Source organism: Micrococcaceae bacterium Sec5.1 (assembly GCA_039636795.1).
Taxonomy (GTDB): domain Bacteria; phylum Actinomycetota; class Actinomycetes; order Actinomycetales; family Micrococcaceae; genus Arthrobacter.
This window is the reverse complement of the sequence record CP143430.1, coordinates 618,575-641,870: the sequence shown is the minus strand read 5'-3', so window position 1 is coordinate 641,870 and position 23,296 is coordinate 618,575. Positions and strand designations below refer to the sequence as shown.

Below are 23,296 nucleotides of genomic sequence, written 5' to 3'. Positions count from 1 at the left end.
AGTTTGAGGAAAGCTCCCTCGTCGACCAAAAGTCCGCGGGGCGCGCCTGATGGACCTGCTGCGCGAACACCCGAAGGCTCGGCTGAAGGCAGCTGCACCGGAGTAGAAAGCGATCCGGACGAAGCGGGGCCCTCTAGCGCAGCGACTTATCGTCCGGATTACGGGGCACCACATACGTGCTGCCGTCGGGGCGGCGAAGGGTTTCCCATTGCTGGGTCTCCGCTTCGCGTTGGGCCAGGAGCCTGCGGTTGTCCTCCGTCATTTCGTGATCAATGGAGCTGCTGTGTGCGGGGCCGAAGATGACCCTCAGCTTTCCCGTAGCGCGCATGAACTTCTGGGTAAAGGATTCCTTTGCCACGCCGATCGACTCCTCTTTTAGACGGTTCAACACGTTCATAGTACGCTAACAATTAGTACACTAACTAATCGGGCGGAAAGGCAGCCATGACCCAGATCAGCGAGACAACGCAGACCAGTGAAATAAGCCAGACCAGCGAAACTGACGACCTCCTTTTGGAACGCCAGCTGTGCTTCGCGCTGACCGTTGCCTCCCGGAGCGTGGTGGGCATCTACAAGCCCATCCTCGAACAGCTCGGGCTAACCCATCCGCAGTACCTTGTGATGCTTGCACTCTGGGAGCGGAGCCCCAGGACACTTAAGGACATTAGCGACAGCCTCCTCCACGAGCCCGCCACCTTGTCCCCACTCCTGCGCCGGCTTGAGGAGGCACAGCTCATCACCCGCGAGCGTGTGCCCGGAAACGAGCGCGCGCTTGCCGTCAAGCTGACGGAAAAGGGAGCCGCGCTCCGGGATCAGGCGACGGCGGTTCCCGGTGCAATCCGGGAGCGCCTGCAGCTCAGTCGCGAGGAAGTGGCCGAACTCCACCAGGCTATGACCGGCCTCATCGAGGCAACCCAGCGGACGCCAAACTAGCGGACGGCCACCCAGCGAAAGGCAACCCAGCCCAACGTGCCACTGAGCACCAGCTATAAGCGCACGAGCACTCAACGCGCCAGGGTGAGAATCTCAGCCCCGTCGTCGGTGATGGCGATCGTGTGCTCACTGTGTGCTGTACGGCAACCCGTCGCGCTTCTCAGCGTCCACCCGTCAGCATCGGTGACCAGCTCGGCAGTGTCCGCCATTACCCACGGCTCCAGAGCCAGCAACAAACCGGGACGCAGTTTGTATCCACGGCCCGGCCGTCCGGTGTTGGCGATGTGCGGATCCTGGTGCATCGTCGATCCGATGCCGTGACCGCCGAACTGGGTATTGATTGGGTAGCCAGCTTCGCTGAGGACCGAGCCTATGGCATGGGAGATATCACCAATGCGGGCGCCGGGTCCGGCCACGGCTATCCCTGCGCTCAAGGCCCGCTCCGTTGCGTCGATCATTGCCAGGCTGTCCGAGGGCTTTGAATCGCCCACTGTGAAGCTGATGGCAGAGTCTGCAGCGACCCCGTTCTTGGAAACGGCGAGGTCCAGGGACACCAGGTCGCCGTCAGCAAGCGTGTAGTCGTGAGGCAGTCCATGGAGTACGGCGTCGTTGACGGACGTGCAGATGTAGTGTCCAAAAGGACCGCGCCCAAAGGAAGGCGAATAGTCGACGTAACAGGACTGGGCCCCGGCATCGTTGATCATGGCCTTGGCCCACTGATCGATCTCCAGGAGGTTAACGCCCACCGCGCTGCGGCCTTTCATTGCCTGAAGGATGTCGGCAACCAGGGCACCAGCCTCCTTTGCCCGATGCAGTTCGGTGCGGTTCAGAATCTCGATCATGCGGCGCCTTTCCCATTCAACCAATAACTATCCCGGCCATATTATCCCGGTATTAGAATTGGAGCCATGGTCAGATTGCCACTCACAGCTGAAGAGGTCGAGCGCGGACAGCGTCTCGGCACCCTGTTGCGTCGCGCCCGGGGAGCGCGCTCGATGCTGGAGATTGCGCTCGAGGCCCAGGTTTCACCGGAGACACTCCGGAAGATTGAGTCCGGACGTGTGGCAACCCCGGCATTCCAGACCATCGCAGCGATCGCCGATGTCCTCGGGCTGTCCCTCGATGAGGTGTGGGCAGGGATCAGCCAGCCCGAAAGCATTGCCGCACCGGCTTAAAATGGCAGCCCAAGGAGAACCCATGCGCTCGCGCCTCGTCCGGGCCCTTGTAGGAGTCCGGCCCCTCGTTGGAGTCCGGCCCCTCATAGCCGTCCTGGCCCTCGCTGGCCTGGCCGGCTGCTCGGGCACCCCCGCCCCGGCTGGGTCTAGCAGCGCTGCCTCCGCGCCGTCGTCCGTCAGTCCCAGCGACGGCTCCCCCAGCCCTACGCAATCGAACCCCACGCCCACCCAGGTGCCCACAACCCTCGGCCCCGAAGACACAACACCGGACCCCAGCCTGCCGGGAGCGAAGCCCACTCCGGGACAGGGAAACGCTGAACTCTCCATCACGGTGCTGGAGTCCGCCAGCGCAGCACCGCAGAACTACACGCTCGTCTGCGTCAACGGCGCCCCGGCAGCCGAAAGCAAACACCCCACAGCGAACGCGGCCTGCGCGGCGCTGAAGAACAATCCGTCGCTGCTAAGCCACGCACCCATCAAGAGCGACCAAGCGTGCACTCAACAGTTTGGCGGTCCGCAAACAGCCAAGGTGACCGGCGCCGTTGACGGCATGGAAGTTTCGGTTTCCTTCAGCCGCACCGACGGTTGCCAAATCGCTTTGTGGGACGCGGCAAACGCCATCATCGGTTCCAGCGGTGGAGCAGCTTAGGCCCCAGCACCTCCCCCAAGAGCACTGGCTCGGGATGGAGGCCGCCCATCATGCACGCGTCGCCCGGTACGCCGACCCCTATTTGGCCCGCCGGTCGGCAGGAAAGAAACATCCCGTGGAGGACTTCCTCTTCACGTATTACACCCAGAAGCCTGGCCAATTGCTGCGCTGGCATCCCGGCGATGGAGTGGTGCTCAGTGGCGCGCGTGCCCTTGAGCGTGCCAGCTGGAAGTTCTACCGCCTGCTCGACGACGGCGACCTCGCCGCCGTCGGACTGCCACTAGGTACGCCCGCGGTCACCTTTGACCGGGGCAGTTTCATGGCCCAACGCGCCGAAGCCGTCAGTTTCGCCGGCATCATCCTCAACAGCACGGCGAAGCGCCCGGCCCAGTTCGGCTGCTTCGGCCTCCATGAGTGGGCCATGGTGTACCGGCAGGAGAAATTCGAGCTGCGGCACAAGTACTTGAAATTGCGGCTTGGCGGGGAGGGCACCGACACCGTGGTGGAGGAGAACCGTATCCGCTGTTCCCACTTCGATGCCTTCCGCTTCTACACTCCGGACGCCATCCCGCTCAACGAGCTCACGCCCACGCGCGAAAACCAGCGCACCATGGAACAACCGGGCTGCCTGCACGCCAACATGGACCTGTATAAGTGGACCTACAAATTGACGCCTGCGCTGCCCAGCGAGTTGGTGATGGACTGCTTCGAACTGTCGTGGCGGATCCGGACCATGGACATGCAGGCTTCCCCTTACGACCTCGAAGAATGGGGCTACCCACCCATCAGGATCGAGACACCGCAGGGCAAGGCCGAGTACGTTGAGTACCAGCGGGGTTTTGCGGCCGAATCCCAGACGCTGCGGGCCCGCGTGCTTCAGGCAATCGAACCGCTTCTTTAAAGGAGTCTGATCGTCCCCCGGGACTCCTGCCATAAGCACCCGACGCCGCGAGCACCCGCCGCCACCAGCGAAAGGTAACCATGGTTTCTCCCGACAACAGCGAGTACGACGTCGACCTCACCGTCACGCTGACAGAGGCACCTGGCGCCGCGCCCATTGAGTTCTACCTACGGTCCGCGAAAGGCATTCTGTCTCCGGAGCCGGACTCGATCGACTCGAACCTTCCGGACGCGACCGCGGCCCTTGCCGCCGTCGAGCAGTTTGGTGAGGAAGTGTTCTTCCCGGTTCCGCGACCCGACCGGATCTGCACGCAGCAGTACGGGGGCCCGCAGGTGGCCCTTGTGACTGGTTGGTTCCGTGGGCGGAAGATCCACAGCAAGCTCAGCCGGACAGATGGCTGCGAGATCGCACGTTGGCGCGCCATGGCACCACTCCTGGGCGGCGCGGGAGGATCTACCGGCGCCATCTGAGCCCGGGTGCAGCTGACGCCCTCAGGAGAGAGCCTCCTCAGGGCGTCAGCTGTACAAATTTCGTGAACGAGCTAGCTTGCGTTGTTGCTTTGCGTTGGCTCGTCTCCGCGGATCTTGTTGCCCTTCTTGTCTGTGCCCTTCTTCGGGTTTTCGTTGTCCGGAACAACCGCGGCGCCGCCAGCAGTCACCACTACCGTGACGAAGCTGGGTTCGCTGGTGCCCTCGAATGTCAGGCGTCCGATGTAGGAGCCTGGTGTCAGGTTGGTCCAGTTCAGCGAGATGGTCCCGGCCTTGCCGTTGGCGAGGCGGATCGGGTTGGGCGTCACGGTGGCGTTGCCCTCGTTGGCCCCCAGGACCGCGGCATCAACTGTTGCCTTGGTGGGCTGGTTGTTGGGGCTCGCGTAAAGGTTGGCGAAAACGTAGTAGTCGCCTGGCTCGGGATTGGGCACCGTGACGGATTCACTGGCCGAGGCCGTCGCGGACGGGAGCTGCTGCCCGGTGGGGGTCAGGACGAGCATGTCGAAGTCCGCGGCTTCGTCTGAGGATATGACAGAGAACTTGGCCAAGGCGCTGTTCTCACCCACAGTTACCTTCTTGACGAAGTTCGAGGCGTCGGTCTCACCGGTAAAGGGACCCGGAACCAGTTCAACTTCTGAAGAATCCGCCTTGGACAGGCCATCAACCGTGACTCCCACCGGTGCGTTGGTGCCGGAGACGATGTTGATGGCCGCTGAGCCGTTGGGGCCCGTTCCCGTGAAGGCCATCGTCTTATCCGCGATCACAGACTGCGGACGGACAGCAATGGGCGAGGTGACGGTCTTGTTTGCACCCTGCCAGCTCAGCGACCCCATGGCGAACTTGCCCAAGGCTGCATTGTTGTTCTCAAACTGCACCTTGAACGTCTTCTTTTCACCTGCAGCGCCAAAGTTCAGCACGGACGGGGTGACCTTGACGTTGACGCCGGGAACGTTGACGGACGCGCGATACAGACCCGGCGTCAACGCGGTAACTGTCCGCGTGACCTCGATCTTTCCAGCCAGGTTGCCCAGCGCAAACGAGGGGACGTTCATGTCCCGCGGCTGCGTTGTGCCCAGTCCCTCAATGCCGAGGTCCATCCCCGTACCCTGAATGAATTTGAGGTAGTCCTCCGTGGTGGCGTCGTAGACCAAGCCGGGACTGAGGACCTTGGCGGGATCAACCTGTCCGGCGCCCGTGGCAAAGACATCCTTGTTGACCGCCCCGTTGGCCAGTTTCACCGGACCGGCAGTGGTCATCATGGCCGACTTCACGGTTGCCGGGGACCACTTCGGATTCTTGGCCAGGATCAGGGCGCCGAAACCGGCCACGTGCGGGGAAGCCATGGATGTTCCCGACAGGAAGCCGAAGTTGTCTCCGCCGGTTCCGATGGGCGAAACGCCTGCCAGGATAGCGACGCCGGGTGCGGATACGTCAGGCTTCAGCAGGTCTGAATCCGTTGCCAGCAACGGCCCGCGGGAAGAGAAGCCGGCGATCTGCGGCTGCGCCTCGGCGGGCAGGCCGGTGGTGTCGTGGTTCAGCAGGGACACGGTGATGGTGGGGTTGGCCGTCACCTTGTCCTTGATGGCCTGCGTGGCAGGAGGGTTCACGTGGACAGTGGGAACAGCATGCTTGTCCGTGTCAAGCGACGATTCCGTCAGGTTCACCAGGACCATGCCGACGCCACCGCCTCGAAGTACCTCCGCGCTCTTCGCGGTGCGGTCAACCACGCCACGGTCACAAACAACAACCTTGCCGGAAACCTTCGCAGGATCCAGCGAGCCGGGAGCGCACAGCGCGGCGTTACCGTCACCGCTTGCAGCGTTGGTGGAAAGCACGACGCCGGCCCCGCTCACCTCGTGGTTCATGATGCTCGCTCCGCGGAATTTGCTGCCATCGGAGAATTCAACAGTGCCCTGCAGTTCCTGCGAGAAAGAGGTGGCAGCGACTGTGGTCAGCCAGGGTGCTCCATGGTTCACGGTGCTGGCGGTTGGTCCGGAGTTTCCGGCTGAGGTTGCCACGAAGATTCCGGCCGAAGCAGCCGAAAGGAAAGCCAGCGATACGGGATCGGTGGTGGATGTGGTGGAACCGGAGATGGAGTAGTTCAGCACATCCACACCGTCCAGGATGGCCTGCTCAATGGCGTCCACGGAAGCCGAGCCGTAGCAGCCGCCCGTCGTGGGATCCGTGTCTTCCCAGCAGACCTTGTAGATGGAGAGCTTGGCGGCAGGTGCGATGCCGCTGGTGATGCCGAAGCTACGGCCGTCCACTACGGCATCGACGTTCCCGTTGCCCGCGGCAGTGCTGGCGGTATGGGTGCCGTGGCTGTCCACGTCAACGGGCGAGATGACTTCCTGAGGGGCACGGTTTTCCGGGGGAACACTTCCCAGGAAGCCATCCGCGAAGTAGTGGGTGCTGAGGACCTTGGAGTTGCAGGCGCTGCCGTCGTAGCTTGCGCCGGTGTCCGTACCGGGCTGGCATTCTCCGATGAAGGTATCGCCGTCTGCCTTCAGAATCGCGATTTTGCCGTCGGCAGTCCGGTAAGGGACGCCCACTTGGGGGTTGCCGACCAGCGGGCCGACGGGATCGCCTGCGAAAAATGGATTGGAGGGCGTGTATCCGGTGTCGATGACGCCAACGACGGTGCCCTTGCCGGCGTTCTCCTGGCCTCCGTATTGCGTTGCCCAGGTGCCGTTGGGGCCGCTAAGTTTCAGGAAATCGGTGGTGGAGTAGTCCGGCGCGTACTGGGTGTCCGGCGCGACCATCAGGACCTTGGGATCCTTGGCCAGGTTGATGGCCTGCTCTGCAGTCAGCTTGGCGCTGAAGCCGTTAATCGCGGTGGTGAAGTCACGCTCAATGGTGACCTTTTCCTGCTGCGCAACGTCCTGCTGCGCCTGTTGCAGGTGTTCCTGGTATTTCTTCACCTCGACGCTGCCGGAATCGAGCTTCTTGCCCTCTTCCGGCTTGGTCGGCGCAAGACCCTGCGTACCGCCGTCGTAGGTAGCCGCAGGCTTTTCTGCCAGGACAACCATGTAGCGGCCGTCCTTGTAGGCGCTGGGGTCAAGGTTCTTCTTGGCCACGCCTGCCAGATTTCCAGCCACAGTCTCCGGCGAGGGAGCTGCCTGGGCCGGCAACGCCACGGAAGAGAGCAGCAACGGCAAGCCCACGACGAGAGCCGCTGCCTTTCGAAGCCCCCCGCTTCTGACGAAGCTCTTTCCTTGTGATTTCACGAGTGATAGCACCTTTCACTGAGTGAGGCCCGGGCTCCGTCGCCAAGGCCTGTCAACATGCGAATGGCTGCGTTCGTGACAGTTCTTGTCAAAAATGCACAACCAGTCGAGTCACAGAGTACAGACTGAGAGCAAAATATGACATACAGCACATTTCGGGGAATTTGTCTTGTCTCCGCACCAAATTCCCGTCACATGACGACGAACAGCGGACCGCAGGAAACATTCTGCGGTCCGCTGTTTTTACTCGAGCGCTGTCGTCAGCCCTTCGGCGTCACCAGCAGGCGATCGAACGAGACCTGCGCACCATCCGTATCCAGGACCACAACATCGTCACGGCCATTCTTCACGTCCGAGGGAAGAATGAATTCCACGGTGTTATCCGTGGTGGGGAAGATCCATCCGAGCCGGTAACTGTCCTTGTTCAGATACAGGTAGTACCACTGACCGTATTCCAAGCCCTTCAAGGTCACTTTCTGGCCATTGCGATACTTCTCCCACGTGCCCAGATCAAACGGCGGCGTTTGGCCATCGAAGTCCTGGACAGTCAGCGCGGGCTCGGTCTCCGGCTTGGCGGGCTGGACTTTGAGCGCCAACGCGCCGCCTTCGGTGGTGACTGCCACTTCTCTGGCGCCGTTGTGCGCCGTCGCCTCGAAAGTTACGGCGGCAAGACTTCCGGCCGCGACGTCGGCAGCGGTCAACACACGCTTGCGGGTTGCCGTCGCCGTTTCTCCGGCGGGCAGGGAGGCCTGGGAGATCCCAGCTTGTTCAGTTTCAAGCCCGGTCAAAGACACGTTTCCGGCATTGCCCACCGTGTAGGTATAGATGACGGGATCGCCTGCACTGGCGAACCGGTCGCCGTCGGCGTCTTTCCACTCCGCCGAAACAGTGGCTTCAAGTTTCGCTTCGCGGATCTTGAGGTCCACTTCTCCGCCATCCACTTGATAGCTCTTGGCGCTCTGGCCCGCAGCGCTGACTTCCCATGTGGTCTTGGGGACGAAGAAGCCCTGGTCGGCTTCCTCGGCAGTCACGGCGTGCCGCGGCGTAGTGCACTGGTAACTCTGGCCGGCTGGCAGCGACAGGTACCTGCAGTTGCCCGGCCCCTCCGGAAGGAAGGGGCTGAAGTTGCCGGTGGTCGGGACTACCTTCTCCACCAGCGGGCTCGTGTTCTTCACGGTGAACGTGTACGGGACCAGGTCACCGGCCGCGTAAGGCTGGGCCGCGAGGTCACGCCCGACGTCGGCACGCGCCCCGCTGATCTCGGCTGCCACCAAACCATCGCGCAAGGCAACTGCAGCGCCGGTGAACGGGACCGTCTTGGTGAGCGACGGCGTCGAACTGGCCGTGATGGTGAAGCTCGCCTGCGGCAGGAAGTAGCCGCGGTCCAAGTCAGCGGATGTCACAACATGCTTGGCGGTGGTGCAGGTGTAGCTGGCGCCGGCTGCCAGGTTGTTGAACCGGCAGTTGGGGGCCGACGGCGGCAGGAAACCGGAGTCGAAGGTGCCGGAAACAGGTACAGCGTTGGCAGTGACGTTCGACGTGCTCTTCACGTTGAATGAATAGTTCAAGACGTCGCCCACCTGATAAGGACTGGCGCTCACATCACGCGCCGGTGCCGTACCGGTGATGGTGAGCCCCACCTGCGGTGCCGCCGGGACTGTTGCCGTGAAAGTGAATTGCGAAACCCTGCCATCCGCCGTCGTAAATGCTGCGTTCAGATTCTGCGGGCCACTGGCGGTCGGTGGCGCGGTCAGCGCTACGTTGACAGTAGCGGAGGCGCCGGGGGCCACGTCCGGCACCGGCACCGTTGTGGCGGACCAGCCGCTCGGGGTGTACACCGTCGCGTTGGCTCCAGTGAGTGTGACGGCCTCCTGGTTGGTGATGGTGACGGCAACCGGCTGGGTGGCGCCGGGTGCGGTAGTGATAGAGGGGACGGAGAGCGGGGCGCAGACGTAGTTCAGCCAGGCGTCATCGAACTTCGCGAACGGCATGTTATCCGTGTAGTTGCCCTCGTAGAGAACGCCGAACTTGCCATCCCCCAAGCGGGTCACAGTGGAGTAGGCGGAGAAGCCGGACCGAATGGTGCGAATGCCGGGCCACGTGGCGCCGTCGTCGCAGGAAACCCGGGCGGAGACGTTTTCGCGGCCGGTCTTGGAATTGGCGTTGGTGAAGATGAGCTTTTTGGCATCGGCCGAACCCTGGGCTGCGTCGGGGAACATACGTGCGATGGCGCCGTTGTTTGCTGGATCCGGCAACTCTGTATCTTGGGCCACCGGACCGTAACTGGCGCCACCATCGGTGGAGATGGCTACTTTGCGGTACCCCTGGTTGGCGTTGTCACGGGAGTTGAGCAGGACACGGCCGTCGGAGAGTTCAACGGTTTTGTTCTCGTCCATCCTGTCGCCCACGTTGGCGCCCTTTTGCCACGTGGCGCCGTGGTCATCGGAGTAGACGCTGTACGACTGGATCTTGTTGGTGCCATCTGCCTGGCGGACGTCACCGGCGTACTGCTGGATGAGCCTGCCCTTGTGCGGACCGTACTTGAGCTGGATGCCTTCACCGGAAGAGGCGAAGTTCGAGCGGACATCGCCTGCCACGGGGTTGGTCTTACTGGTGCCGGGCTTGGTGACGTTCGTGATGAGGCGGGGCTGGCTCCAGGTAACGCCCGCATCCGAGGACTCGATGACCGCTGACGAAATCACTGTCCTATCGGCGTCGTCGCTGCCGAACTGGCTGCCGCCGAAGCCTTGATCCTTCGAGTAGACGAAGAAGGCGAAGACCTTGCCAGCTTCGGCGTCATAAATGTATGAGGGGTCGCTGTAGCCGTACTTCGGGCCGGTTGTATCGGCCACGTGCCCTGCGGCGATGACTTGGACCGGTCCCCACGTCTGGCCGCCGTCCGTGCTGCGGCGCTGGACGATCGAGTTCGGATTGGGAGCGTCTGCGGCTGAGCCCGGACGCCCATCCCAGGCAGCGAGCACCACGTTATTGCCCAGGTACGTCAGTGCCGGGATCCGATAAAAGAAGTTTGCGGCCATCCGGTCAGCGGCGATGTTTGCATCGGTGAAACTGCCAGGGGCGGCCGTGGGGTCGTTGGGCGGGATGGGCGCTGCTGTGGCAGGGAGGCCGAGTCCGGCCATGAGGCACAGGCTCAGAGCGCCTGTAACTACGGTGCGAATGAGCGATGGGGTGGCGCTTGAGGGTCTCAAATCGGGCGTCCTTTCATTGCTGCGGAAGGGAACGTTTGACGCTTGTGCTACGTGCGACGTCGAACGTCCTACAACCATAGAGTGCTCGCCCTCACATTGCTAGGGATGAAGTTGGAGCCACGCCTACGCGAGGAGAAAGGCTAACCTCGTGCACATACCGGGAAACCTTTTCAACGATGGAGTTGCAGTGAAAATCCTTGTCCCCCACACCATCGCCCTGGACCTCTCCAACTCAGGCGGGGACGTGTTCGTTTACCAGGCGGATGAGCCCGTTCCGGACGAGCACGTTGACGCCGAGGTCCTGGTGGTCTGGCAGAACACCTCGGAGAATCTGGCCGATGCCGCCGAGCGGATGAGCCAGCTCAAGCTCGTCCAAACCCTCGCTGCAGGACCTGACTCCGTGCTGGCAGCGGGATTTGCGGACAATGTGGCCATCGCCTCGGGCCGCTCACTTCACGACGGCCCAGTGGCCGAGCATGCCTTGACTCTCACGCTCGCCGCCGTGCGGAGGCTGGACCTTCTGTTCGAAGCCCAAAAGTCCAAGACGTGGGACCACGCCTACAACGCCGCGCAGGCCAGCGCGGAAACGGAACAGCTTTACACGCTCGACGGCGCGAACGTCACCGTTTGGGGATTCGGTTCCATCGCGGGACGACTCGCTCCCATGCTCGCCGCGCTGGGGGCAAATGTCACCGGCGTGGCCAGCTCACGGGGAGAGCGCTACGGCTTCCCAGTCGCCGCGGCGGAGGAACTTCCCGAAGTACTACGGACCACCCACGTCCTGATCTCGATACTCCCCGCCACTCCCGAAACCACTGACGCTTTGAACGATGAACTCCTGCGCGCACTTCCAAGGAACGCAATTTTCGTCAACGTTGGCCGCGGGGCAACAGTTGATGAAGACGCCCTGGTTGCCGCCTTGCACGAGGGTCGCCTGCGCGCTGCGGCCTTGGACGTCACCAAGGAAGAGCCCTTGCCCGCGGACTCCAAACTCTGGTCGGCGCCAAATGTCATCATCACCCCGCACGTGGCGGGCAACCGTCCCAAGGGTTCAGCCAAGCTGGTCCTTGCCAACCTTTCAGCCCTCCGGGAAGGCCGTGCATTGACCAACCAGGTTTCCGGCTAGCGCAGGTTTCCGGCTAGCTTGAAGCCAAGCGGCGCGAGCCGGAAAATGACAAAAAGTGGGCCCGTCCGGCAGGACGGACCCACTTTCGTGAAAGACAAAAGTCAGGCGTGCTCGTACGTCAAGCAGTCCGCAGCCTCGCGGCCAGGGCCGACCTTGACGTCGTGGGCCTCGCACATGAGGTTGTTGTTGTGAACGCATTCGGACCGTTGGCAAGCACCGACGTGGGCAAGGACCTTGGGAAGGCCGCCCATTGCGTTGGTGTCGATGAACGTGGCGCAGGAAGCGTGGTCCTGCGTTCCACCAATGGTGATTCCAAAAGCAGTGCATCCGTCGTGGTTGAAGCCGCAGCTGCCGACGCTACAGGCGGATACTTCGGCAATGTGTTCGGTCATTGTTCCTCCTGGTTGGATCCAGACTTAAACCCAGGGCCTGGACCCCGCGTGTAGTCCCTAAACTACGCCGCCACAGCCGGATTTAACCCGAAGGAATAGCGCATTTGTACGTACGCTAATAGGCAGCTATTTGCCCGGAGTCCGGAGCGCGTCGCTGATCTTCGCGCGCGTTTCCTTATCCAACGGGGCTGTCACGTGATGCTCCCTTGCCACCCTGTCAGCCTTGATTTTCTGGATGACCATTCGTCCCAGACCAGCAAAAACAGCTGCGGCTACGACGCCCAGCACCATCGACCTCGGTTTCTCCGCCATGCCACAATCCTAGTGACGGGCGCCACGCCCGGCGAGTGCCGCCGTCGGGCTTTCATTGCCCCGAATTTGATGGGGATCGGCGGGGGGTCCTCGCGGAATCCGGCTGAATAGGGTATGCGCTCCGGTCCCGGTAAGATAGGTGTGCAAGCTCGCGGAGCGCCCCCACGCTGTAGAAACCCAGTTGAACGGCGTGAGACGGCAACCTCCGCGGCAGCCTTATTTAAGGTTCACCCAACTCACGCACAGGAGTTACCGGATGCCCCGGATCGTCGTTGACGTCATGCCCAAGCCCGAGATTCTGGACCCCCAGGGGAAAGCCATCGTGGGTGCACTGCCCCGCCTCGGCTTCAACAGCTTCAGCGCAGTCCGTCAGGGCAAGCGTTTCGAACTGACGGTTGACGGCGAGGTGACCGACGCTATCCTGGCCCAGGCCCGCGAGGCCGCTGAGACCCTCCTGTCCAACCCGGTGATCGAGGATGTTGTCAACGTCGAGGTCGTCGAGGCCTGATATGACATCGATCCCCCTGATTGGCGAGGCCGTGGCCCTCGCCGCTGAGCCCCGCTTGGCCGGTGCCAAGATCGGCGTCGTCACCTTCCCCGGCACCCTTGACGACCGCGACGCCGCCCGTGCGGTTCGGCTTGCAGGCGCCACTGCGGTTCCGCTCTGGCATGCAGACACCGAACTGGGCGATGTTGACTCGGTCATCATCCCCGGTGGTTTCTCCTACGGTGACTACCTCCGCGCTGGCGCGATTTCGCGTTTTGCACCGCTGATGACAAAGATCATCGATGCTGCCAACTCCGACGCAAAGCTTCCCGTCCTGGGTATTTGCAATGGCTTCCAGATCCTGACCGAATCGCACCTGCTGCCCGGTTCCATGATCAAGAACGACCACCTGAAGTTCATCTGCCGGGACCAGGTCCTGCGCGTGGAAAACGCCAACACTGCCTGGACCTTGGACTACCAGAACGGCCAGGAAATCACTGTGCCGCTGAAGAACCAGGACGGCCAGTACATCGCTGACGAGAAGACCCTGGACGCCCTTGAGGCTGAGGGCCGCGTGGTGTTCCGCTACGTGGGCTTCAACCCGAACGGCTCGCGCCGGGACATCGCCGGCATCTCGAACGCCGCGGGCAACGTGGTTGGCCTTATGCCGCACCCCGAGCACGCGGTTGAGGTCGGTTTCGGACCTGAATCCCTCGATGGCATCGGCGGATCCGACACCGACGGCCTGGGCTTCTTCACCTCCGTTTTGAACAAGATTGTGGGAGGCGACAAGTGACCACGGAAACCACCAAGAAGTTCAACATCGATACTGTTGAGCACGCTGCCAAGACCCCGGACACGGAACTCCCGTGGGCCGAGCTCGGCCTGAAGCAAAACGAGTTCGACGAAATCGTCAAGGTCCTTGGCCGCCGCCCCACCGGCGCCGAACTGGCCATGTACTCCGTCATGTGGAGCGAGCACTGCTCCTACAAGTCCTCCAAGAACCACCTCCGCCAGTTCGGCGAAAAGGTCACCGAGGAAATGAAGAAGGACATGCTGGTGGGCATCGGCGAAAACGCCGGCGTCACCAACCTTGGCGACGGCTGGGCCGTGACGTTCAAGATCGAGTCCCACAACTCGCCGTCGTTCGTTGAGCCTTACCAGGGTGCCGCTACCGGCATCGGCGGCATCGTCCGCGACATCATCTCCATGGGCGCCCGCCCGGTTGCCGTGATGGACCCGCTGCGCTTCGGCGCGATCGACCACCCGGACACCGCCCGCGTCATGCACGGTGCCGTGGCCGGAATCGGTGGCTACGGCAACTGCCTCGGCCTGCCGAACATCGGCGGGGAAATGGTCTTCGACTCCGTGTATCAGGGCAACCCCTTGGTAAACGCACTCGCTGTGGGCGTCATGCGCCACGAGGACATCCGCCTTGCCAACGCCTCCGGCAAGGGCAACAAGGTTGTCCTGTTCGGTGCGCGCACCGGTGGGGACGGCATCGGCGGTGCTTCGGTGCTGGCCTCGGAGTCCTTCGACGACACCAAGCCCTCCAAGCGCCCCGCCGTCCAGGTGGGCGACCCCTTCGCTGAGAAGGTCCTCATCGAGTGCTGCCTCGAGCTCTTCAAGGGCTCGCTGGTTGAAGGCATCCAGGACCTCGGCGCCGCCGGCATTTCCTGCGCCACGTCCGAGCTGGCCTCCAACGGCGACGGCGGCATGGAGGTCGAACTGACCTCCGTCCTGCTGCGCGATCCCACGCTGACCCCGGGCGAGATCCTCATGTCCGAGTCGCAGGAACGCATGATGGCCGTGGTCACCCCGGAGAACATCGAAGCTTTCGAAGCTGTGATGGACAAGTGGGCCGTGGAGTACTCCTGGCTGGGTGAGGTCACCGATACCGGTCGCCTCATCATCACCTGGGAAGGCGAAGTAATCGTCGACGTCGATCCCCGCACCGTTGCGCACGACGGCCCGGTCTACGACCGCCCGTTCGCGCGCCCGGAATGGCAGGACTCGGTCCAGGCGAACTCCTTCACCGGTTCCGTTGAGGATGCCGACCGTCCTTCCGCTCCGACGGAACTGGCTGCTGCCGTTACTGAACTGGTCGCTTCGCCGAACATGTGCAGCAAGGACTGGATCACCAACCAGTACGACCGCTACGTTGGCGGCAACACTGCCATGGCCTTCCCGGATGATGCCGGTGTGGTCCGCGTTGACGAGGAAACCGGGTTGGGCGTTGCCCTGGCCACGGACGCCAACGGCCGCTACACCTACCTTGAGCCGTACCAGGGCGCCCAGCTCGCGTTGGCCGAGGCCTACCGCAATGTGGCCACCTCTGGTGCTGTTCCGATGGCCGTCAGCGACTGCCTGAACTTCGGTTCCCCCGAGGACCCGGACGTCATGTGGCAGCTGGCCGAAGCCATCCGTGGCCTCTCGGATGCGTGCATGGAGCTTGGCATTCCGGTCACCGGCGGCAACGTCTCCCTGTACAACCAGACCGGCACCACGCCGATCCACCCCTCTCCTGTGGTGGCCGTCTTAGGCAAGCTCGACGACGTCGCCCGCCGCACGCCGTCGGGCTGGCGCGAGGACGGCCAGGCCATCTACCTGCTGGGCACCACTGCAGCAGAGCTGGATGGTTCGGAATGGTCCAACCTGCGTGGACACCTTGGTGGCCTGCCGCCGAAGGTCGACCTCGCGGCGGAGCGTGCATTGGGCGAAATCCTGATCAACGCTTCCCGTGACGGCATGGTTGACGCAGCACACGACCTCTCCGAAGGTGGCCTCGCGGCTGCCCTGGTTGAGTCCTCGCTGCGCTACGGCGTCGGCGCCCGTATCGCCCTTGAGGAACTCATGGAGCGCGACGGCGTGGACCTGTTCACCGCACTGTTCTCGGAGTCCCAGGCCCGGGCAATCGTCTCTGTGCCGCGTTCCGAGGAAGTCCGCTTCAAGGACATGTGCACTGCCCGCGGCTTCGCCCACCTCCGCATCGGCGTCGTTGATGCTGCCGGCGGGAAGCTGGAGATCAATGGCGTGGACGAACTGTCCTTGGACGCTCTCCGCGAAGCACACGAGGCCACCCTGCCGAAGTACTTCGGCTGACCCTCCCCCGCTTAAGCAACGCGGGGTCACCTACGGCCCATAAATCCCCTCGGGATGGGCCGGAAGTGACCCCGCGTTGCTGTTTTAAGCGGGCCAGGTCTGCTGCCGGGACAGTTGCTCCGTGAATTCCGGTCCGGGCAAGGGCCGGCCGAAGTAATAGCCCTGTCCACTCGTGCACCCGATGCTCCGCAGCGCTTCGGCCTGTTCCGCCGTTTCGATTCCCTCCCAGATGCCCTTCAGTCCACAGGAGCGGATAACCTGTTGGATCGCGGCGAGGAAACCCAGCTGCGTACTGTCCTTGCTCAGTTCCTGGACGAACTGCCGGTCCACTTTCACACAGTCCACGGGGAGTTTTCGCAGGTATCCCATGGACGAGTAGCCCGTGCCGAAGTCGTCGATCTCCAGCCCGACGCCCAAGCGGTGCAGGCTCGCCAAGGTGTAACGGTCCAGCTCGTTGTTCTGGATGATGGCACTCTCCGTGAGTTCCAGAACCAGTGATTCCGGCGGCAGTCCGGTTTTGACCAATGCGTCCCGCACGTCGTCCACGAACTCCAGGCTTTGCAGATCTGCAGCAGAGACATTGATTCGCATCGTGAAATCGTGTTGTGCCGTGACGGGGTTGTCCCGCCACTGGCGCAGTTGCTCCACGGCCGCCCGGAGGACCCAGCGGCCCAGCTCGGCGATCAAGCCTGTGGCCTCTGCGACGGGGATGAAATTGTCCGGCATGATGAGCCCACGCACAGGGTGGTCCCAGCGGACCAAGGCCTCGCTGCCCTCAATCCGGCCGGTAGCCAGGTCAACGATCGGCTGGTAGAAGAGGACCAACTGATCCGAGCGGATGGCTTCCCGCAGCTCCCCCACGATCTGGCGCTGGAGTTGCCGGGCATGAAGCGTGGAGGGATCGAACAACTTGAGCTTGTTCCGGCCCTCGCTCTTGGACTCCTCCATCGCCATATCGGCCTCCTGGAGAAGGTCCTCGACGCTATGGTGCGGCTCCGCAATCCGAAGGCCCATGCTGGCACCACAGCGGACACTGCTGTTCCCGAGGTCGATGTTGGGTTCCAGCGCCGCAAGGATACGGTTTCCGACGGCGGCCGCCCGGTTTTGTGGCGTGGCGGGCAACAGCACGGCGAATTCGTCGCCGCCAAGGCGGGTAACGACGTCGTTCTGCCTCACCGCCGAGCGGATCCGCATCCCGACAATGACCAGAATCTGGTCCGCCGAAGCATAGCCGGCGGACTTCTTGAGTCCCTTGAAGCCATCCAGGGTGACGAGGAGGAGTGCGGCTGGCGGGGCGCCGCCCGCTGCTGCGTCCTGCGCTTCAATGAAGGCATCCACCAAAGCCATACGGTTGCCGAGCCCGGTGAGCGGATCTGTGAAGGCTTCCCGACGCTGCTCGTGGCGTGCGTGGTGCAGCTCCTCCATCAACGCCCTGATGTGCCGCTCCAGTTTTCCGATCCGAGCGTCAATGTCGGAGGGAAAGGCGCGGCTGGGCTGGATTCGGCTGGGCTGTGTCGCGCTGGGTGGTGTCCCGCTGGGTGGAGTTCCGCTGGGCTGGGCCCCGCTCACGACGCTTCCATGCGCCGCAGGGTATTGTCCGCTACCGCATTCGGTTTGGCGACAGGATTGCGGCGTTCGTCGAGGAAAAGGCGGTACGAGGCGACATCGAGCCTGCCATTTCCTTCAATCGGAGTCCCTGTGCGGTAGACGTGGGTAATCCAGGAACCGCCCAGGATGGCTTCGATCCATGCATCACATTCAGCCAAGGGAAGGGGTACACGTGTTCCGGTGTTCCGCCGATGCCCGGCGATGGAGACCGTAATGCAACTGCCCAGGAGTCCCTTATCGGCGGTGAACCATGCAAGGCCCTCGACATCGGCCACAATGGTCAGGTTTGCGCTGTCATCACCTACGGACTGGACGGGTTGCATGCGCACGGAACGCCGGGCCACATTCAAGGCTGACGGTGTTCCAGCCTGGTACGGGGCGCTGGTGATGTCATGCCGGAAGGCGCTCACTTCCTGGTTGTGCTGGATCTGGATGCGGGTGGTGAGTTCATTGATTGTCATGATCGTGCCTCGTCAGCGATAGTGGCCGCCTGGAGGCGGTCGGCTCCTACAATCCGGTTTCTTCCCTGTGCTTTGGCGCTGTACAGGGCTGCGTCTGCCACCTCGATCATCGAAATGAGGTCTGGGACAGCGTGGGTGCTTGCCGTAACTCCGTAACTGATGGTGGGGAAGGAGACGCCCTCTGGAACCTCAGTGGAAGCCATGCGGCGGCTGATCTCGGTCGCGATGCTTTGGGCCCGCTCCTGCGTGGCTCCGGGCAGGAAGAGAACAAATTCTTCCCCACCGTACCTGCCAATGAGATCTGTAGACCTGACCGAGGACGTGCAGGCTTCGGCGAAAGCCTTCAAAGCGACGTCCCCTGCGCGGTGCCCGTGGGCGTCGTTGACCAGCTTGAAGTGGTCCAAATCAGCCAGGACAACTGCAGCACCGGACTCGTCGGCCCGCAGTCGTTTGAGTTCCGTAGATGCCAGGTCCAGGAAAGCTCCCCGGTTGAGGAGACCTGTCAGATGGTCCCTGGTGGCCCGTTCCTTCAGGCCCTTGATCAGTTGGTCACTGCTTAACGTGGTCATGCTGAAAGACACCGTCACCAGCAGCACCAAGGACACCAGGCCGGAAGGCGCGGGACCAAAATACGCCCGGAATGTTGCGCCGCCGGGGCCTTCCAATGCGTAAACTACCCACCGGCCCAGGTAGTAGATCGCCAGAAGTCCGGCAGCCAGGGAAAGGGCTTTGTGCACTTGCGAGTGGGTCGCCTTGATGAACCACAAGTCACGGGCCGCCAATGCGATGCCAAGGGTCATCATGGCCAGGTACACGAAGCCGCCGGACCACACATTGGAGCCGGGACTTTCCAGGACGGAGGCGACCGCCGTGATGACAGGAGCAACGGCGAGCTGCCATGGTGCCGCTTTAAGGTCCCGCAGAGTACGGGCGCCGGCCCAAACGCTGAACGCTCCGGCCACCACCAGGACGTTGCCGAAAGGGTTGGCCCAGTGCTGCGCGGGTGTGCCGTTCAGGAGGAACGCCGTGTTTCCCAGCATGAACTGCAGCAAGGCCAGGCTCCACCAGCCCGCGTACGGTGACCTCGTGCGGCGGTAGGAGGCGAGGAACAGCGCAAAGAGTGTCAACGTGACCACTCCGAGGGCAATCCTCACCGAAAACGAGTCGAGCACCATTGTTCGCTCCTGCCGATTGGTCCCACGCCAATTTCTAACATGTCAGGGTTCCTGTCAAAGCGGAGCCTCTCCACATGTTGGCCGTGCCGGGAACCTTGTAATACCCGCGGATCTCGTAGGTCCAGTTGCCCACGGTTTGGATTCCCGATTTATAGGACTTTCCGGCATTTTTGCTGAGGTCGCCTGTGAATTCCAGGGTCCCCAAAGGGTTGTACAGCTTGATCTCGTGATAGTTCGCGCCCGAAACTTCCGAGAACGAATTCACATCAACGGCAACCTTGGCACCATTCGCCGAACACGTCATGATCACGTCGGCACTCGCAGGGGCAAGGAGACGCATGGTCGAGTACTGCGGGGTGGCATTCCCGGTGTCAGAGAATGCGGCAAGTGCGGCGGCGGGTCCGGCCATCATGGAAGCAGCGACGGCGGTTACGCCCGCGAGTGCGCGCCAGGTATGGTTCTTGCTCATGCCGCCCGCCCCCTTAGCTGCTTCTGGCCTTGCTGTGGTTCCAGTCTGACCGCGCTGGATCAACCCCGGTGCGACATTTCCTCAAGATTGGCTCAGGATTGGGGGCCGGAGACGTGCTCATAATGAACCATGTGGATCGGTTGGATTGAATTCGATGTGCTCCTGGGCGATGTCCATAGCCTGAAGGAGAAACGCTCGCTCGTGCGGCCCGTCATTGCTGAACTCAAACGCCGCTTCGAGGTGTCCGCGGCCGAGACCGGGTTGCAGGACCAATATCGCCGCACCTTGCTCGGCGCGGCACTGGTGGCGCCTGACCGCGCGCACCTTAAGGAAGTGCTCGACGCCGTTGAACGGTTCGTTGCCGCCCGACCCGAGCTTGAGCTTCTAAGCGCAAGGCAACGCGAGCTGCACAGTGAAGACTAGGCGTACTCCAGCCCGAGGGTTAGTAGCCGATGACCGCCAGCCGCGTTGAGTCCAGGTGGGCATCGATCGCTTGGTGCGCAGCGTCCAGGCTCCGGCTTCGAAGGGCATCGACAATCAGCTGATGCTCGCGGAGCACGTCCCCGGCACGGTCTGTCCCCTGAGTGACAGCGCGGACACCAATCCTGAGTTGCCGCTGCCGAAGGGAAGCGTAGAAATCGGCCAGGATTGGATTTCCTCCCGCACGGACCATGAGCGTGTGGAATTCGGTGTCCAGCTCAATGAACCGGGCGGGGTCGTCCTTGGCTTCGTGCTGCTGGTCGATGATGCGCTGGAACGCGTCAATCTGCCCATCCGGCATGCTGTCCAGTGCTGAGACGGCCCACTTCTCCACCACAGAGCGGGCCTGCAGGATGGCTCGGACATCGGGGTCCGAGATTGGCGGAACGTAAGCGCCTTTGTGTGGGATCCGTTTGACGAAACCCTCGGCTTCGAGGCGCAACAATGCCTCACGGACTGGTGTGCGCGACGTACCGGTGGACTTGGCGAGGACCGCCTCGTTGAGGAAGGTCTCCTCGTCCCGCGGCAGGGCAGCGATATAGCTTTTCATCCACTGATAGGCCACTTCGGGCTGGGATTGAGCAGTGGGAGTCATCTGGATCATGAAGAGCCTTTCTCGCGAAGCCCAGTATACGAGTTGCATTCAGGACGGACCGGACGCCCTCGAAAAAACTTCTTCGTCAAATGTAGACGGGTTGTATACAACTAGTCTACAGTGTTGTTCAGTGACTCCGCTCACGCATTTGGAACCCCTCAATTTCTTGGGTTCGGCCTCGCTTCACAGGAAGCTCTGGACGCTCCCAACCGCAAAAGGATCCCCACAATGACCGATTTGAAGAAAGCAGAACTGAGGCAGCAGAAGCACTCCAGGCTGCCCGTGGTCGCTGCTTCGAGCCTTGCCGGCACGGCCGTCGAATGGTACGACTTCTTTCTCTACGGCACCGCTGCCGCATTGGTTTTCAACAAGCTCTTTTTCCCAACCTCTGACCCGCTTGTGGGCACCATGCTGGCCCTCGGAACATTTGCCGCCGGCTTCCTTGCCCGTCCCCTGGGCGCCATCGTTCTGGGGCACCTCGGCGATAAGCACGGCCGTCGCGCCACACTGGTGGCCAGCCTCATGCTCATGGGCGTAGCCACCACGCTTATTGCGTTCATCCCTTCCTACGCAGCCATCGGCATCGCAGCACCGTTGCTGCTCTTGCTGCTGCGCCTGATCCAGGGATTCGCACTGGGTGGCGAATGGGGCGGGGCCGTTCTCCTCGTCTCCGAGCACAGCAATGACAGTGCAAGGCGGGCGTTCTGGGCATCCTGGCCCAACATCGGTCCGCCGCTGGGCAACCTCATGGCCGCAGGTGTGCTGGCAATCCTCGCCGCGACCATGCCCGAAAGTGAATTCCTTGCCTGGGGCTGGCGTCTCGCGTTCGGGCTCTCCGCCCTGCTGGTGATCATTGGCCTCGTCCTGCGTCTCTACGTTCAGGAGACTCCGCTGTTCAAGGAAGCACAGCTGAAGCGCGAGGCCGAAGCCATCAAGGAACGGAAATTGCCCCTGGCCATTCTGTTCCGCCGCAACTGGCGCCAACTGCTCATCGCCACCGGCAGCCGCATGGGTGAGAACGCAGGCTTCTACATCTACTCGCTGTTCATCATCACCTACGTCACCCAGATCATGGGCTTGCAGCGGCAGACCGGCCTCACCGCCGTCATGATCGGCCAGGGCGTCGCCGTCGTCGCTATCCCCATCCTGGCGCTTTATGCGGACAAAGTGGGCCGCAAGCCCATCATGATCGGCGCTTCGATCGCCACCGTCATCTGGGCGTTCGCGTTCTTCGCCCTGCTGAACACTGGCCAGGTGTGGGGCATCATTGCTGCCGCCGTCGGTGGCCTGTTGATCTTCGCCGCCTACAGCTCCGTGATCGGTGCGTTCTTCTCCGAACTCTTCCCCACGGATGTCCGGTACAGCGGAACCTCGGTTGCGTACAACCTCGCCTCGCTGATCGCCGGCTCGCTATCGCCCATCATCGCCCTGGCTCTCTACAGCGCCTTCGGCACCGGCTACGCAATCGGCATCTACCTTGCAGCGATGGGCCTGATCTCCATGGTCTCGGTCATGTTCGCCAAGGAGACCAAGGGCCTGCGGCTCAGCGACCTGGACGAACCCGCCAAGTAACTACCCGCGAGATGGCACTTCACACCCATATTTGCCCCAATCATGGGCGCGAAGTGCCATCTCGGAACCACTGACAGTAAGGAAACAGCCATGAAAGTCGCACTCGTCCAGGTGGCCAGCCCGGATTCGGAAACCCGTGGTCAGCGGATAGATCGCGTTGAAGCGATTCTTCGCGGCATCGACGGTGCCGAGCTGATCGTGCTCCCCGAACTGTGGAGTGCCGGATACTTCCACTTTGATGAGTACCAGGCCCTGGCCGAGACCCTCAGTGGCCCCACGATGTCCATGTGCTCACGGGTGGCGGCGGAGCTTGGTGTGTACCTTCACGTCGGGAGCATTATCGAGGCCGGCGAGGATGGACGGCTCAGCAACACGTCCATCCTGCTGGGACCGGACGGGAAAATCCTGCACACGTACCGGAAGATCCACGTCTTTGGTTACAAGTCCAAGGAAGCCAGCCTCCTCAAGGCGGGATCCTCACTGCCGGTGGTTGAGTTGCCGTTCGGAGCAACGGCCGGGATCACGTGCTATGACCTTCGGTTCCCGGGATTGTGGATGGAGCTGAGCACGCGGGGCGCAGAAATCGTCATCGTCCCGGCAGCCTGGCCCGCAGCGCGTCGCGAACACTGGCGGCTGCTCACAACTGCCCGGGCACTGGAGCACCAGATCTTCGTGATTGCCTGCAACGCCGCAGGCACTCAGGAAGGCGTGGAACTTGGCGGACACAGCCGGGTGGTGGATCCGGCCGGCAACGTACTCGCCGAAGCCGGTGCCGGGGAATCGGTGCTCATGGTGGACATCGATCCCGACCAGGTCAATGCAGTGCGTACCGAATTCCCCGTCATTGGCGATCGGCTCGCGGACTACGACGCACTTGCCGTTTGAGGAATCCGGCCGTCTGACCAGTTTGGCCAGACTGACCCACAACGATTTAG

23 protein-coding genes are annotated in these 23,296 nt (G+C 62.5%); 12 read left to right on the top strand and 11 right to left on the bottom strand.

The annotated features are described in order from the left end of the window. Window positions 1-133: 133 nt before the first annotated feature. Window positions 134-358 (bottom strand): hypothetical protein, encoded by a 225-nt coding sequence (locus VUN82_03225; GenBank protein ID XAS72887.1) that lies wholly within the window; start codon window positions 356-358, stop codon window positions 134-136. 86 nt (window positions 359-444) lie between these two features. On the opposite strand from VUN82_03225, the gene VUN82_03220 reads away from it, so the two are divergent. After that, window positions 445-933 (top strand): MarR family transcriptional regulator, encoded by a 489-nt coding sequence (locus tag VUN82_03220; GenBank protein XAS72886.1) that lies wholly within the window; start codon window positions 445-447, stop codon window positions 931-933. A 71-nt stretch (window positions 934-1,004) separates the two neighbouring features. Here VUN82_03220 and map read toward each other — a convergent pair whose 3' ends face one another. Beyond that, window positions 1,005-1,775 (bottom strand): type I methionyl aminopeptidase, encoded by a 771-nt coding sequence (gene map / locus VUN82_03215; protein ID XAS72885.1) that lies wholly within the window; start codon window positions 1,773-1,775, stop codon window positions 1,005-1,007. Between the two features lie 66 nt (window positions 1,776-1,841). Between map and VUN82_03210 the strand changes: the two genes are divergently transcribed. The 4 genes from VUN82_03210 (at window position 1,842) to VUN82_03195 (ending at window position 4,128) form a co-directional block, all read left to right on the top strand. Continuing rightward, on the top strand, window positions 1,842-2,108 hold the full coding sequence (locus tag VUN82_03210; protein XAS72884.1) for a helix-turn-helix transcriptional regulator: 267 nt from the start codon (window positions 1,842-1,844) through the stop codon (window positions 2,106-2,108). Window positions 2,109-2,130: 22 nt separating this feature from the next. Continuing rightward, window positions 2,131-2,757 (top strand): SSI family serine proteinase inhibitor, encoded by a 627-nt coding sequence (locus tag VUN82_03205; protein ID XAS72883.1) that lies wholly within the window; start codon window positions 2,131-2,133, stop codon window positions 2,755-2,757. A 34-nt stretch (window positions 2,758-2,791) separates the two neighbouring features. Beyond that, a complete protein-coding gene (locus VUN82_03200; protein ID XAS74590.1) occupies window positions 2,792-3,658 on the top strand; it encodes a 3-methyladenine DNA glycosylase in 867 nt (288 codons plus the stop codon). An 80-nt stretch (window positions 3,659-3,738) separates the two neighbouring features. Beyond that, window positions 3,739-4,128, top strand: a complete 390-nt coding sequence (locus VUN82_03195; protein XAS72882.1) for a serine protease inhibitor — start codon at window positions 3,739-3,741, stop codon at window positions 4,126-4,128. Window positions 4,129-4,199: 71 nt separating this feature from the next. Here VUN82_03195 and VUN82_03190 read toward each other — a convergent pair whose 3' ends face one another. Both VUN82_03190 and VUN82_03185 read right to left on the bottom strand, forming a co-directional pair. Next, entirely contained in the window at window positions 4,200-7,310 is a 3,111-nt protein-coding gene (locus VUN82_03190) for a S8 family serine peptidase (protein XAS74589.1), read from the bottom strand. Window positions 7,311-7,633: 323 nt separating this feature from the next. Beyond that, window positions 7,634-10,660: an exo-alpha-sialidase gene (locus tag VUN82_03185; protein XAS72881.1), complete on the bottom strand. Its 3,027-nt coding sequence runs from the start codon at window positions 10,658-10,660 to the stop codon at window positions 7,634-7,636. A gap of 109 nt (window positions 10,661-10,769) precedes the next feature. Here VUN82_03185 and VUN82_03180 point away from each other — a divergent pair, with 109 nt between their 5' ends. Then, window positions 10,770-11,708 (top strand): phosphoglycerate dehydrogenase, encoded by a 939-nt coding sequence (locus VUN82_03180; protein ID XAS72880.1) that lies wholly within the window; start codon window positions 10,770-10,772, stop codon window positions 11,706-11,708. Between the two features lie 101 nt (window positions 11,709-11,809). Here VUN82_03180 and VUN82_03175 read toward each other — a convergent pair whose 3' ends face one another. Both VUN82_03175 and VUN82_03170 read right to left on the bottom strand, forming a co-directional pair. Next, entirely contained in the window at window positions 11,810-12,100 is a 291-nt protein-coding gene (locus VUN82_03175; protein XAS72879.1) for a DUF1540 domain-containing protein, read from the bottom strand. Between the two features lie 126 nt (window positions 12,101-12,226). Then, window positions 12,227-12,412 (bottom strand): hypothetical protein, encoded by a 186-nt coding sequence (locus tag VUN82_03170; protein ID XAS72878.1) that lies wholly within the window; start codon window positions 12,410-12,412, stop codon window positions 12,227-12,229. A gap of 256 nt (window positions 12,413-12,668) precedes the next feature. On the opposite strand from VUN82_03170, the gene purS reads away from it, so the two are divergent. Genes purS through purL form a run of 3 tightly spaced genes read left to right on the top strand, consistent with a single transcriptional unit; the run spans window position 12,669 to window position 16,001 of the window. Beyond that, window positions 12,669-12,920: a phosphoribosylformylglycinamidine synthase subunit PurS gene (gene purS, locus VUN82_03165; protein XAS72877.1), complete on the top strand. Its 252-nt coding sequence runs from the start codon at window positions 12,669-12,671 to the stop codon at window positions 12,918-12,920. Between the two features lies 1 nt (window position 12,921). Continuing rightward, window positions 12,922-13,695, top strand: coding sequence for a phosphoribosylformylglycinamidine synthase subunit PurQ (purQ, locus tag VUN82_03160; GenBank protein ID XAS72876.1), 774 nt, complete (start codon window positions 12,922-12,924; stop codon window positions 13,693-13,695). Next, window positions 13,692-16,001 carry a phosphoribosylformylglycinamidine synthase subunit PurL gene (gene purL, locus VUN82_03155; GenBank protein XAS72875.1) on the top strand — a complete coding sequence of 770 codons (2,310 nt, stop codon included), beginning with the start codon at window positions 13,692-13,694 and terminating at the stop codon, window positions 15,999-16,001. Before purQ ends, purL begins: the two co-directional genes overlap by 4 nt. An 84-nt stretch (window positions 16,002-16,085) precedes the next feature. On the opposite strand, the gene VUN82_03150 is transcribed toward purL, so the two are convergent. The 4 genes from VUN82_03150 to VUN82_03135 are packed head-to-tail and all read right to left on the bottom strand — an operon-like array spanning window position 16,086 to window position 19,714. Next, complete coding sequence (locus VUN82_03150; GenBank protein ID XAS72874.1) at window positions 16,086-17,570, bottom strand: bifunctional diguanylate cyclase/phosphodiesterase; 1,485 nt, start codon at window positions 17,568-17,570, stop codon at window positions 16,086-16,088. After that, complete coding sequence (locus tag VUN82_03145) at window positions 17,567-18,070, bottom strand: hypothetical protein (protein XAS72873.1); 504 nt, start codon at window positions 18,068-18,070, stop codon at window positions 17,567-17,569. The genes VUN82_03150 and VUN82_03145 overlap by 4 nt, the downstream gene beginning before the upstream one ends. Further along, entirely contained in the window at window positions 18,067-19,245 is a 1,179-nt protein-coding gene (locus tag VUN82_03140; GenBank protein XAS72872.1) for a GGDEF domain-containing protein, read from the bottom strand. Before VUN82_03140 ends, VUN82_03145 begins: the two co-directional genes overlap by 4 nt. A 34-nt stretch (window positions 19,246-19,279) precedes the next feature. Further along, window positions 19,280-19,714, bottom strand: coding sequence for a hypothetical protein (locus tag VUN82_03135; protein XAS72871.1), 435 nt, complete (start codon window positions 19,712-19,714; stop codon window positions 19,280-19,282). Window positions 19,715-19,843: 129 nt separating this feature from the next. Here VUN82_03135 and VUN82_03130 point away from each other — a divergent pair, with 129 nt between their 5' ends. Continuing rightward, window positions 19,844-20,137, top strand: a complete 294-nt coding sequence (locus VUN82_03130; protein ID XAS72870.1) for a DUF503 domain-containing protein — start codon at window positions 19,844-19,846, stop codon at window positions 20,135-20,137. Between the two features lie 19 nt (window positions 20,138-20,156). On the opposite strand, the gene VUN82_03125 is transcribed toward VUN82_03130, so the two are convergent. After that, a complete protein-coding gene (locus VUN82_03125) occupies window positions 20,157-20,798 on the bottom strand; it encodes a GntR family transcriptional regulator (protein XAS72869.1) in 642 nt (213 codons plus the stop codon). 219 nt (window positions 20,799-21,017) lie between these two features. On the opposite strand from VUN82_03125, the gene VUN82_03120 reads away from it, so the two are divergent. Together VUN82_03120 and VUN82_03115 are read left to right on the top strand one after the other, a co-directional pair. Continuing rightward, window positions 21,018-22,361, top strand: coding sequence for an MFS transporter (locus VUN82_03120; GenBank protein ID XAS72868.1), 1,344 nt, complete (start codon window positions 21,018-21,020; stop codon window positions 22,359-22,361). A 90-nt stretch (window positions 22,362-22,451) separates the two neighbouring features. Further along, window positions 22,452-23,246 (top strand): carbon-nitrogen family hydrolase, encoded by a 795-nt coding sequence (locus VUN82_03115; protein XAS72867.1) that lies wholly within the window; start codon window positions 22,452-22,454, stop codon window positions 23,244-23,246. Window positions 23,247-23,296: the final 50 nt, after the last annotated feature.